Annotated in this window: 13 protein-coding genes; 5 read left to right on the top strand and 8 right to left on the bottom strand. The window is 69.5% G+C overall.

All coding sequences use genetic code 11. From position 1 onward, the window contains the following. Positions 1-1797 (top strand): ABC-F family ATP-binding cassette domain-containing protein, encoded by a 1797-nt coding sequence (locus tag JOE67_RS03510; RefSeq protein ID WP_204974171.1) that lies wholly within the window; start codon positions 1-3, stop codon positions 1795-1797. Between the two features lie 18 nt (positions 1798-1815). Here the strand turns inward: JOE67_RS03510 and JOE67_RS03505 are convergent, their stop codons facing one another. Continuing rightward, positions 1816-2820: a LacI family DNA-binding transcriptional regulator gene (locus JOE67_RS03505; protein WP_204974170.1), complete on the bottom strand. Its 1005-nt coding sequence runs from the start codon at positions 2818-2820 to the stop codon at positions 1816-1818. A 116-nt stretch (positions 2821-2936) separates the two neighbouring features. Between JOE67_RS03505 and JOE67_RS03500 the strand changes: the two genes are divergently transcribed. Genes JOE67_RS03500 through JOE67_RS03485 form a run of 4 tightly spaced genes read left to right on the top strand, consistent with a single transcriptional unit; the run spans position 2937 to position 6406 of the window. Then, positions 2937-3815: an ABC transporter substrate-binding protein gene (locus JOE67_RS03500; RefSeq protein WP_204974169.1), complete on the top strand. Its 879-nt coding sequence runs from the start codon at positions 2937-2939 to the stop codon at positions 3813-3815. Continuing rightward, positions 3812-4915: an amino acid ABC transporter permease gene (locus JOE67_RS03495; RefSeq protein WP_204974168.1), complete on the top strand. Its 1104-nt coding sequence runs from the start codon at positions 3812-3814 to the stop codon at positions 4913-4915. Before JOE67_RS03500 ends, JOE67_RS03495 begins: the two co-directional genes overlap by 4 nt. 4 nt (positions 4916-4919) lie before the next feature. Further along, the gene (locus JOE67_RS03490) at positions 4920-5663 is read left to right on the top strand and encodes an ATP-binding cassette domain-containing protein (RefSeq protein ID WP_204974167.1); all 744 of its coding nucleotides are present in this window, start codon (positions 4920-4922) and stop codon (positions 5661-5663) included. A 5-nt stretch (positions 5664-5668) separates the two neighbouring features. Beyond that, the gene (locus tag JOE67_RS03485) at positions 5669-6406 is read left to right on the top strand and encodes a type 1 glutamine amidotransferase (protein WP_239528356.1); all 738 of its coding nucleotides are present in this window, start codon (positions 5669-5671) and stop codon (positions 6404-6406) included. Here the strand turns inward: JOE67_RS03485 and JOE67_RS03480 are convergent, their stop codons facing one another. The 7 genes from JOE67_RS03480 to idi are packed head-to-tail and all read right to left on the bottom strand — an operon-like array spanning position 6407 to position 11940. Beyond that, on the bottom strand, positions 6407-7267 hold the full coding sequence (locus JOE67_RS03480; RefSeq protein WP_204974165.1) for a prenyltransferase: 861 nt from the start codon (positions 7265-7267) through the stop codon (positions 6407-6409). Then, entirely contained in the window at positions 7257-7568 is a 312-nt protein-coding gene (locus JOE67_RS03475; RefSeq protein WP_204974164.1) for a lycopene cyclase domain-containing protein, read from the bottom strand. Before JOE67_RS03475 ends, JOE67_RS03480 begins: the two co-directional genes overlap by 11 nt. Then, a complete protein-coding gene (locus JOE67_RS03470; RefSeq protein WP_204974163.1) occupies positions 7565-7894 on the bottom strand; it encodes a lycopene cyclase domain-containing protein in 330 nt (109 codons plus the stop codon). Before JOE67_RS03470 ends, JOE67_RS03475 begins: the two co-directional genes overlap by 4 nt. Continuing rightward, entirely contained in the window at positions 7891-9468 is a 1578-nt protein-coding gene (gene crtI / locus JOE67_RS03465; protein WP_204974162.1) for a phytoene desaturase family protein, read from the bottom strand. Before crtI ends, JOE67_RS03470 begins: the two co-directional genes overlap by 4 nt. Continuing rightward, positions 9465-10337 (bottom strand): phytoene/squalene synthase family protein, encoded by an 873-nt coding sequence (locus JOE67_RS03460; protein ID WP_239527965.1) that lies wholly within the window; start codon positions 10335-10337, stop codon positions 9465-9467. The genes crtI and JOE67_RS03460 overlap by 4 nt, the downstream gene beginning before the upstream one ends. Next, the gene (locus JOE67_RS03455) at positions 10334-11380 is read right to left on the bottom strand and encodes a polyprenyl synthetase family protein (protein ID WP_204974160.1); all 1047 of its coding nucleotides are present in this window, start codon (positions 11378-11380) and stop codon (positions 10334-10336) included. Before JOE67_RS03455 ends, JOE67_RS03460 begins: the two co-directional genes overlap by 4 nt. Continuing rightward, positions 11377-11940, bottom strand: a complete 564-nt coding sequence (gene idi / locus JOE67_RS03450; protein WP_204974159.1) for an isopentenyl-diphosphate Delta-isomerase — start codon at positions 11938-11940, stop codon at positions 11377-11379. The genes JOE67_RS03455 and idi overlap by 4 nt, the downstream gene beginning before the upstream one ends. Positions 11941-11971: the final 31 nt, after the last annotated feature.

Here is an 11971-nt window from a genome sequence, read left to right as displayed (position 1 = left end):
ATGGCACATCTTCTCGGAGCCGAAGGGCTTCATCTCGAGTTCCCCACCCGCGTCGTCTTCGACTCCGTCACCCTCGGTATCGAGGAGGGCGACCGCATCGGCATCGTCGGCCGCAACGGCGACGGCAAGTCGAGCCTGCTCGGCATGCTTGCCGGCAGGCGGGAGCCTGACGCCGGGCGCGTGACCGTCCGCGGCGGTACGACGATCGGAGTGCTCGACCAGGCGGACACCCTCGACGACGACCTCACCGTAGGGCGCGCCGTGGTCGGCGACACCCCCGAGCACGAGTGGGCGGGCGACGCGAAGGTGCGCGACGTCATCGCTGGACTGGTCTCGGACCTCGACTGGAACGCTTCGGTGGCGTCGCTCAGCGGTGGCCAGCGACGCCGTGTCTCGCTGGCGAAGCTGCTCGTCGGAGACTGGGACATCATCGCCCTCGACGAGCCGACCAACCACCTCGACGTCGAGGCGATCACCTGGCTCGCGGCCCACCTCAAGAGCCGCTGGGCGAAGACCGCAGGCGCTCTGCTCGTGGTCACGCACGACCGCTGGTTCCTCGACGAGATCTGCACCGCGACGTGGGAGGTGCACGACCGCATCGTCGAGCCCTTCGAGGGTGGCTACGCCGCGTACATCCTGCAGCGGGTCGAGCGCGACCGGATGGCCGCGGCGTCCGAGGCCAAGCGGCAGAACCTCGCCCGCAAGGAGCTCGCCTGGCTGCGCCGCGGCGCCCCCGCACGTACGAGCAAGCCGAAGTTCCGCATCGACGCCGCGAACGCCCTGATCGACGACGTGCCCCCGATCCGCGACTCGGTGTCGCTGCAGTCGCTGGCCGTGTCGCGACTCGGAAAGGACGTCGTCGACCTGCTCGACGCGGGCGTCTCATACGGCGACAAAGTCGTGCTCAAGGATGTCGAGTGGCGTATCGCACCGGGGGAGCGCACCGGGATCCTCGGCGTGAACGGTGCGGGCAAGTCCACGCTGCTGGGGCTGGTCGCCGGCACCGTCGACCCGACGGAGGGGCGCGTCAAGCGCGGCAAGACCGTGCAGGTGCGCACCCTCACCCAGCGGATCGACGAGCTCGAGCAGCACTGGAACGATCCGGTGCGCACGGTCATCAACGGGCTGCGTACCTCGTACACCTTCGGGGCAGGATCGAAGGCGGCCGAGCTCACTCCGGGGCAGCTGCTCGAGCGCCTCGGCTTCACCTCGGCCCAGCTGTCGACGCCGGTCAAGGATCTCTCGGGCGGCCAGCAGCGCCGCCTGCAGCTGCTGCTCGTGCTGCTCGACCAGCCCAACGTGCTGATCCTTGACGAGCCGACCAACGACATGGACACCGACATGCTCGCGGCGATCGAGGACCTGCTCGACTCGTGGCCCGGAACACTGCTCGTGGTCAGCCACGACCGGTACTTCCTCGAGCGGGTCACCGACCAGCAGTACGCCGTGCTGCGCGGGCACGTGCGGCACCTGCCGGGCGGCATCGACGAGTACCTGCGACTGCGCGAGCTCGAGAAGCACGACAAGGCCGGCGCCGCGGGCGGGCAGGCCGCCCCCGTCAAGGCATCCGGACTGGAGGGCGCGGCGCGGCGAACAGCCGAGAAGGAGCTCTCGGCGCTCGAACGACGGATGCAGAAGCTGAACGATCAGATCGACAGGGCCAAGCACGCGCTCGCCGATCACGACCGGTCCGACTACACGGGCCTGGGTGAGCGGATGCAGAAGATCCAGGCGCAGCAGGACGAAGTCGACGAGCTCGAGATGCGCTGGTTCGAGCTCACCGAGCAGCTCGACTGACGCCGCACGACGGCAGGGTCAGGCGCTCGCCCGTGCGTTCAGGACGCGCACGGGGAGCAGCTGATCTGCGGGGGAACGCCCCTCGATGAGATCGATGAGCAGCCGCACGCATGTCGCGCCGGACTCCACAGGGTCCAGGGCGAGGTAGACGAGCCTCGGATCGACCGCGGCCTCGTGCGCCTCCGCAGCGGCGGCGACATGCAGACGATCGGGGATGCCCAGCCCGAGCTCGGCTGCCGCCGCCACGGTCGCGCTGCCGTAGGTGTTGTTCAGGCAGTAGACGGCGTCGAGCTCCCCGAGGTCTCCTGACAGCAGCTGGCGGGCGCCGTCGATGGGCCGGTGGTCCTCGGGCAGGCTGTACTCGATCGGGTCTACGGCATGAGCCGTGCACCACGTGCGGTACGCGTGCAGGGAGAGCTCGGTGTAGAGGTCGTCCGATGGGCCGCGGAAGAACGCGGGACGGCGGGCCCCCTTCTCGCGGAGCTCATCGAGCACCAGCGGGACGCCGGTCTCGACATCAGCCCGCACCGAACGGATCCGGCCCTCGGGCTGGTCGCCCAGGCATCCGCCCTCGGCGATCACGGCGATACCCTGCGAGAGGGCCAGCGTCACGGCGGGGTCGTCGCGCCGCGGGTCGACGATCACCATGCCGTCGAGAGAGAACCTGTCGTCGAACGATCCGTCGGCTGCCACGCGCACAGCCGTCACCGTGTAGCCGTGATCCAGGGCCTCCAGAGCGGCCCCCGCGATGATGCCCCGGTAGTAGGGCAGGTAGGTCCGCTCCCACGCGCTCGTCGTCCCGTGCTGAACCGCGATGCCGAGGATGTTGGTGCGTCCCGAGCGGAAGACCTTGCTGATCCAGCCCGGCTGGTAGCCCATGCGCCGTCCTGCCTGGAGCACACGCTCACGGGTCGCGGCGGCGACCTCGCCCTTGTCGTTGTAGACGAGCGAGACCGTCGCGGGCGACACGCCTGCCGCAGCGGCGACGTCTCGGATCGTGATCTTCCCTGAGGTGCTGGTCATGGCATCCTTCACAGCGCTGCCCGCGGGATTGACACCCGCGGGATTCGTCCCATACTATCGCCGAGTGCTTAAACCGGTTTAGGTCGACACGCACACTCATCCGAAAGAGGTTTTCAATGAAGAAGCGCATTCTTGTCGGGCTGGTCGCCGTCAGCTCCGTCGCAGCCCTCCTGACCGGCTGCACGAGCGCACCGGGAGACGCAGCGGGCGGAGCCGACGCCAAGCCCTACGGCGACTGCGAGGTCGCCGGGAAGAAGGGCGAGTTCACCCTTCAGACGCTCGAAGAGGGCAAGCTGACCGTCAAGGCCGACCTGCCCAGCCGCGGCTGGTACAACGGCGACACCGTCGACTCGATCAAGGACGGCGTGGACTACTGCATCCTCGCCAACATCGCCTACCGCTCCGGCATCGACGAGATCGACCTGCAGAACTCGTCGTTCGACGGGCTCATCGCCGGCAAGGCCGGCGACATGGATCTCACGCTGAACCAGATCACCATCACGGACGAACGTGCCGAGATCTTCGACTTCTCCGAGCCCTACTTCTCGTCCACCGCCGGCGTGGTGGTCAAGAAGGGCGCGGATATCGACGCCGACTCCCTGCGCGACGCGAAGATCGGGGTCAAGCAGGGCACGACCGAGCAGATCTTCGTCGAGAGCACTCTGAAGCCCTCTCAGCAGGTATCGGTCTTCCCCGGCGACCCCGAGCTCGACGCAGCCGTGGCCGCCGGCCAGATCGACGCCGCAGTGCAGGACCTCAGCGTCGCCCTCGGATCTGCGACAGCCTCGAACGGTGCGATCGAGGTGATCGGGCAGTACGACAGCGGACAGAGCATGGGCGTGCTGCTGCCCAAGGGGTCGCCGAACACCGCCGTGGTCAGCGAGATCATCCAGCAGATGAAGCAGGACGGGACGATCGACGAGCTCTCGTCGAAGTACCTCAGCGTCGCCTACGGCGTCGACCCGACCGAGATCCCGCTGTGGAGCATCGAATGACCCTGAGCTCGGCCACGCAGCCGGTGCGCGTGCGCGAGCGCATCACCTCGGAGCACGACACCTCCGGCACGGCGCTGCTCGTCGGCGCCCTGGTGTGGGCGTCGGCGGTCGCGGCCTCGACGATGACGGCGCTGAGTCTTCCCGCCGTCGCCGACGGCGTGTGGTCGCTGATCATCGGCGGCGTGCTCTGGGCCGTCGTCGCGCTCGCGCTCGCCGCGGGCCTGCCCCTGGCACGAGGCCTCGCCGAGCGAGGACGCGCTGCCAGCGCTCGCAGCGCGGGTGACGAGACGGTGGCGCGCGCGGCACGCCACCGTGCGCGCCAGGCCGGATGGATCGGCGCGGGATACTCGGTGCCGATCCTTCTCGTGACCCTGTTCGCGCAGTTCCTCGCCGCGAACGACCACGCGGTGCAGACCACGTTCTTCGATGTGCCGTTCATGCTCAGGAGCCTGGGCGACATCGCGGTCGGGTTCTGGCAGAACGTGCAGATCGCGGTCATCGCCGAGGTGCTGGTGCTGGTCTGGGCCATGCTGATCGCGCTGGGCCGGATCCTGCCCGGTACGGCCGGACGCCCCATCCGGTGGCTCGCCACCGCGTACATCGACATCTTCCGCGCGGTGCCGTCGATCATCGTCATCTACCTCGTCGGGTTCGGCCTGCCCCTCGCAGGCATCCCGTTCTTCAGCGACCTGGGTCCGTTCTGGTCGTCGATCCTCGCCCTCACGCTCACCTACGGCGCCTACGTCGCCGAGGTGTACCGGTCTGGCATCGACAGCATCCACTGGTCGCAGGTGGCAGCCGCCCGCTCGCTCGGGTTGAGCTACGGCAAGACCATGCGCTTCGTCGTGCTGCCACAGGCGGTTCGTCGTGTCATGCCGCCGCTGCTCAACGACTTCATCGGACTGCAGAAGGACACCGCGCTGGTCACGATCATCGGCATGGTCGACGCCTTCACGCAGGCGAAGATCCTCTCGAGCAACTACTTCAACCTGTCGTCGGTGACCGTCGTGGCGATCCTCTTCATCATCATCACCATCCCGCAGACGCGCTTCGTCGACCGGCTCATCGAGCGCGACAACCGCGCCAAGACCAGGAGCTGATCCCGTGGCCTTCCTCGAACTCAACGGCGTGCGCAAGTCGTACGGCGACCACCAGGTGCTCCGCGGCATCGATCTGCACGTCGAGCAGCACCAGGTGGTCTGCCTGATCGGCGCATCCGGATGCGGCAAGTCGACCCTGCTGCGGACCATCAACGCCCTGGAGGACATCCAGGACGGCGAGATCCGCCTCGACGGCGAGACCGTCTCGGGCGAAGGGGTGGATCTCGATCGCCTGCGCACGCGCATCGGCATCGTCTTCCAGAGCTTCAACCTGTTCCCGCACATGACGGTGCTCGAGAACGTGATGCTCGCGCCCCGCAGGGTGCTGGGTGTCAGCGCCGGCGAGGCGGAGACCTTCGCCCGCAAGCTGCTCTCGCGCGTGGGGCTGGAGGAGAAGGCGGATGCCTATCCCGACCAGCTCTCGGGCGGACAGCAGCAGCGGGTGGCGATCGTGCGCGCGGTGGCGATGAACACCGACGTGCTGCTGCTCGACGAGATCACCTCCGCACTCGACCCCGAGCTGGTCGCCGAGGTGCTGAACATCGTGAAGGACCTCGCGGCCGACGGGCTGACCATCCTCATGGCCACGCACGAGATGAACTTCGCGCGCGAGGTCGCCGACTCGATCGCCTTCCTCCACGAGGGACGCGTGCTCGAGCAGGGACCGCCCGAGCAGATCTTCGGCGCTCCTCGGGAGGAGCGCACCAGGGAGTTCCTCGGGCAGATCGTCGCGGCGGGCCGACTGTGAGCGCCATGCGGGTGCTCGTGGTCGAGCACGAGGCCGACACCGGCATCCAGCGCGTGGGCAGGGCGCTCACCGCCGAGGGTGCTGATCTCGACATCGTGGGCCCTGAGGTCGGCGCGCCGCTGCCCGCCGACCTGCAGGGCTACGACGCGCTCGTGGTGCTGGGCGGTTCCCCCGGTCCCGAGGACGACGACATCGCGCCGTGGATGCCACAGACCCGTGAGCTCGTGCGGCAGGCTCTGGAGGCCGAGATGCCGTACCTCGGCATCTGTCTCGGTGCTCAGGTGCTCGGCGTCGTGGCGGGAGGCGCTGTCGGCGATGCCGTGCAGCCCGAGGTGGGGCTGTGCGAGTTCGAGCTGACGCCCGCGGCCGCCGATGATCCGCTGCTGAGCGGGCTGCAGGAGGATGCCGGTCCGCTGCGCGCTCTGCAGTGGCACTTCCTCGAGGTCACCCAGTTGCCGAAGGGCAGCGTGTCGCTCGCCCGCAGTGGCGCCTGCGCGAATCAGGCGTTCCGCGTGGGGCGCAATGCGTGGGGCCTGCAGTTCCATCTCGAAGCCGACGCGGAGATCGCTCGTGGATGGGCCGAGCCCGAGAGCACGAAGCTCGCGGGACTCGGTCTGACCGCTGACGAGATCGTCGACGGGATGGCGGCAGACGAGGAGTGGCTGGAGAGCACGTGGAGCGGCGTCGCCCGCCGGTGGCTCGCCATCGCTCGGGCATCGGTTACCTCCGTGGCGCAGAGCTGATCAGCGGACGTCGAGGGCGTAGGCGATCAGCAGCATCGTCACCACGAAGCCGCAGGCGTAGTTGATCCAGAGGAAGTGCCGCCAACCCCGGTTGGCGGTGCCGGATTCGGCGTCGGACACCGAGCGGAACGGCAGGGCCGCCCAGAGATAGGGCAGCGCGAGCACCGCGGCGAGTGCGCCGGGCCAGCCCGTCAGCAGCATCAGCAGACCCGCCGCCGTCCAGCACGCGAGTGCGAGGCGCACGGTGCGAGCCGCCCCCAGAGCGGTGGCGATCGATGAGATGCCGCCCTCACGGTCGGGAACGACATCCTGCACCGCGCCGAACGCGTGGCTTGCGACGCCCCAGAGGAAGAAGGCGCTCAGCAGCGCCACGAGCCCTGGCGTCACCTCACCGCCCGCCAGGGCGAACCCGTACACGGCGGGGCTCACGAAGTGCACGCTCGACGTCACCGAGTCGAGCATCGGGATCTCTTTGAAGCGGAACGGCGGCGCAGAGTACGCGACCACCGCGAACAGGCTGATCGCGAGGATCAGCCACGACACGGGCGAACCCAGCACGACCAGCGCAACGACGAACGGCACGCACACGGCGACGGCGGTCACGAGCACCGTGCGGTGCCGCTGCGGGGAGAGCAAGGCCCCCTCGACGCCGCCCTTGCGGGGATTGGCGAGGTCGGAGGCATAGTCGAAGACGTCGTTGATGCCGTACATCGCGAGGTTGTACGGCACGAGGAAGAACAGCGTCCCGATCACCCAGCGGGCGTCGATCCCGCCCTCGACGAGCAGGTAGGCGGCGGCGAACGGGTAGGCCGTGTTGATCCAGCTGAGCGGCCGGGACGCCGCGAGCAGGTCACCGATCATCGTCCGCCTCCTTCCCCCTCAGCCGCGACCACAGGGCCGGCAGCAGGATCACCGCGGCGAGCGGGTACGCGAAGTCCTCGATGGGGGCTTCGCCGATCCGGATGCCCGAGATGTGCGCACTCGAGTAGTCGAAGAGCCCCACAGCGATCATGACATTGTCGAACACCGCAGTGAGCAGCAGGAGAGCGCCGGCGGCCACCGCGAGTGCGGCGGGGGAGGGCATCCGGGTACGGCGTCGCACGACCAGAGCGATCCCTGCAGCCGCGACGAGGAAGGCAGCGCAGAGCAGCACGTAGCTCATGCGTCGTCCCTTCGTCGCGCCGCGAGCATCTTCTCGGCGCCGCACACGAGCACCATGGTGAGCTGGCACAGGAAGAGGAGGAAGATCGGCTCCTCGAGCGGCAGCTCGGGGGCCAGCAGGATGCCAGTGGCGAACTCCCCGTCGTCGCGGAAGAAGATGCCGAGCCCGATGCCGGCGATATCCCACAGCAGGAAGAACACGGTGCCTGCGGCCAGCACGATCGTCGCGCGCAGGGGATCCCGGCCGAGGAAGAGCCGGTGGCGCACGTCGAGCAGCACCATCCCCGCGAGCGAGACCAGCAGGGCGATCAGATAGGCGGCGCTCACAGGCGCCCCGCCACCGGCTCCGCCAGCGGCTCCGGCAGGGGCCCGGCCGACACGTCGCCGCGCAGGCGCTTGACCACGAGCTCGGCGCTGATCAGGCACATCGGCAGACCGATGCCGGGGATCGTCGTCGCACCGGCGTAGAGCAGACCGTCGACCTTCGACGAGGTATTCGCACCGCGGAGGAAGGCGCTCTGACGCAGCGTGTGCGCGGGGCCGAGCGCGCCGCCGCGCCAGGCTCCGAACTCGCGCTCGAAGTCGGCCGGCCCGATGGTGCGCCTGACGACGATCCGCTCCCGCAGATCCGGGATGCCGCACCAGCCGGCGATCTGATCGATCGCCGCATCGGCCGCGCGCTCGACGCGGTCGTCGCCTGCTCCGTCGACGCCACCCGCGCCGATCGAGGTGTCGGCGGGCACAGGGATGAGCACGAACAGGTTCTCGTGACCCTCGGGCGCCACGTCGTCTGTCGCGCTCGGACGGCACACGTAGAGCGACGCAGGATCGGGGATGCGCGTGCCCGCACGGCCCCTGCCTCTGCCATAGATGGCGTCGAAGCCCTCTTCCCACGCCTTCGTGAACAGCAGCGTGTGGTGTGCCAGCTGCGGCAGCTCGCCACGCACGCCGAGCAGCGCGAGCACGGCCCCCGGTCCGGGGTCGCGCCCGTCCCACCAGCGCTCGGATCGCGTGCGGTGCTCCGGAGACAGCAGCTGCTGCTCCGTGACATGCAGGTCGGCCGTCGAGACGACCACGTCGGCGGGCAGCAGCTCGAGCGACCCGTCGGCGAGTTCGACCTCGACCCCCGTGACGGCACCGGCCTCGATCCTGATGCGGCGGGCCGGGCATCCGGTGCGGATGTCGACCCCCTCGACGGCAGCGAGCCGGGCGATGGCGGCGATCACCTCGGCGAAGCCGCCTCGCGGGTACAGCACTCCCTGGCCGACGTCGAGGTGGCTCATCAGGTGGTACATGCCTGGCGCCTTCGCGGGCGAGGTGCCGAGGAACACCGACGGATATCCGAGGATCTGCTGCACGCGCGGCTCTCGGCTGTGCCGGCGGATGCGCCGGTCGAGCGGCTCGGCCAGCAGACGGGTCAGCGTCGGCAGCCCTCGCAGGGTACGCGGAGTGAGCAGCGGACGCAGCGATTCGTAGGTGCTGTAGAGAAACGTCGAGGTCGCGAGATCGTAGGTGTCGGCGGCCGACTCGAGATACCGGTCGAGCTGCTGCTCGGCGGCCGGGTCGAGCGCGATCAGGGCATCCCTGGCGCCCTCCGCAGGCAGATCGAATGGCGCATCCTCGCCTTCGAAATAGACCCGGTACGCCGGATCGAGACGGACGAGATCGAGCTGTTCCGCCGATGACGTGCCGAGCAGACGGAAGAAGTGATCGAAGACCTCGGGCATCAGGTACCAGGAGGGTCCGGTGTCGAATCGGAAGCCGTTCGACTCCCAGCTGCCGGCACGACCGCCGAGCTCGTCGCGCGCTTCGACCAGGGTCACGGATGCGCCCTCGCGGGCGAGCAGCGCGGCGGTGGCGAGTCCCGAGATGCCCCCGCCGATGACGACGACGCGCCTCATACGGCGGTCCTGCCGGTCGCTGCGCCGAACAGGATGGCCACCTTGCGCCGCAGCGGCACAGACACCCGCGTGGTGCGCAGTCGCGATGCGGGCGTCTCGCGCAGCTGCTCGTTCAGGCGGCCGAACAGCGCGGCGGCCGCGGTCGTGGCCCGCCGCGCGCCGCGGGGCAGGCGTGCGATCGCCGATCGGGCGATCGCGAGGTCATCGGCGATCTCATCCACCACGGCCTCCTTCTCCTGGTCGGTGAACGTCCTGGGGTCGAGTTCAGGGATGTACGAGCGGCCGAGACGCCCCGCATCGTCAGCCAGATCGCGCAGGAAGTTCACCTTCTGAAAGGCTGCGCCGAGGCGGCGAGCACCCTCTTCGAGGTGCTCGTCGAGCACCATCCCCGGCTGCTCCAGCGCGAAAACGCGCAGGCACATCGAGCCCACGACCTCGGCGGAGCCATGGATGTAGCGACGGTACTCGTCTCGGTCGAAGCGGGCGTGCGCGGTGGCGTCGACGCGCATCGACTCGAAGAACGGCCGGATCAGATCCACGCCGATCCCCGTCCGCCGCGCGGTGTCGGCGAAGGCATGCACCACGAGGTTCGCACTGAATCCGCGCTGCAAGGCGGCGACCGTGTCGCGCTCGAGCTCGTCGAGGATCGCCACGACCTCGGGTCGGTCGAGACCCGCCTCTGCGGCCGGGCCGTCGACGATCTCGTCTGCGACGCGGACCAGCGCATACACGTCGGCGATTCCCGCGCGCACCTCGCGCGGCAGCAGCCTGCTGGCGTAGCCGAACGACGTCGAGTACCCGCTGATCACGTGGGCCGACGCCGCGTGCGCCGTGCGGGTGTACAGGTCGAGGGCGGGCGGAGGTCTCATGACTGCCGCTCCGCGCATCTCTCGGCGATGAGCGCGAGCTCGGCACGCAGCCCGGTGGGCAGTGGGGCGATCGCGACCTCGTGCAGCACCTCGCGCAGCACCTCGTCGATGACCCGCTGCATCCTGTCGACGGCTCCGCAGGAGATCAGCGCTGCGCGCAGCCTGTCGGCGTCCGCCGCGTCGAGCGGAGCCTGCCCGAACAGCGGCCGCACCGCCTCCCACTCCTCTGTGCCCTCGGCGAAGGCGACGAGCATGGTGCGCTTGCCCTCGCGCAGGTCGCCGATCACGCTCTTGCCCGTCGTGCTCTCGGCGCCGAACACGCCGAGCGCGTCATCGCGCAGCTGATACAGCAGACCGAGACGCGACCCGATCCGCTCGAGCGCCTCGACGACCTGGTCGGTCCCGCCGGCGAGCAGCGCCCCGACGCGCAGCGGTGCCGCGAACGAGTAGGCGGCGGTCTTCTGCTCGATCATCCGGAGGATGTCGTCGGGGTCCGCAGGCATGATCCCCTTCGCGTAGCCCACGTCGGCGTGCTCGCCTGCCGCCGTCAGCATGAGGGCATCGTCGACCACACGGTGCAGCGTCGCGGCCGCCGGATGGGTCACCTCGGCCACCAGCACGTGCGCGCCGCTGATCAGCAGATCGCCCGCGAGCAGAGCAGAGGCCTCGCCCCACGAGGTGGAGGTCTCGGGATCGAGTCCATCATCGAGCGCGGCAGCGGCGAAGCGGCCGGCGAGGTTGGGCTGGCCGCGGCGCACGAGGTCGCGGTCGAGCACGTCGTCGTGCATCAGCAGGGCGGTGTGCAGCACTTCGAAGGCCGCCGCCGCATTCAGGGCCGAGGCATCCTCCACTCCGCCGAGCCGGTCGTGCGCGAGAAGCAGCATGCGCGGGCGCAGCCGCTTGCCGCCCTGGGTCGCGTCCGCCGCGCGGCGCCACAGCTCTCCATAGCGTCCGCCCATGGCGTCGGCGCGGGCGATCCGGGTGGTGAAGAAGCGGTCGATGATCTCGTCGAGTCGCGGATCGACCGCCGTGTCGAGCCTCACGCGACGCTCCTCCACGCCGTGGCGTGGATGGTTCCCGCGGTCGCCGACAGCTGCTGCGCCTGCAGCACCAGCCAGGGACTGAACGCCCACGGCGCGGCGGTCAGGGCGTCGGCGAGGTCTTCGGGGGTGACCCACCTGGCATCCATCGCCTCGGCGGGGTTGAGCGACGGCTGGCCGACCGCGCGTGCGGTGTAGACCGGGCAGATCTCGTTCTCGACGATGCCGGAGGCGTCGATCGCGCGGTAGCGGAAGTCCGGCAGCTCGAGCTGCAGGTCGGTGATCTCCAGGCCCAGCTCCTGCTGTGCCCGGCGCTGCACGGCGTCCGGGATCGCCTCGAACGGTCCGGGATGTCCGCAGAACGCATTGGTCCAGGTGCCGGGCCAGGCGCGCTTGCTCAGCGCGCGGCGGGTGAGCAGGAGTCTTCCCTCATCGTCGCGGACGTGACACGAGAACGCGAGGTGCAGCGGAGTCGCCTCGTTGTGCACCTCGTCCTTGCGGGCGACTCCGCGGGGGTTCCCGTCGTCGTCGAGAAGGATCACGCGCTCGGGGGAGTGGGACACTTCGACCTCCTGGTTGATTGCTAGACAGGCT

Source organism: Microbacterium esteraromaticum, from assembly GCF_016907315.1.
GTDB classification, from domain to species: Bacteria; Actinomycetota; Actinomycetes; order Actinomycetales; family Microbacteriaceae; genus Microbacterium; species Microbacterium esteraromaticum.
This window is presented reverse-complemented; position numbering and strand designations above follow the sequence as displayed.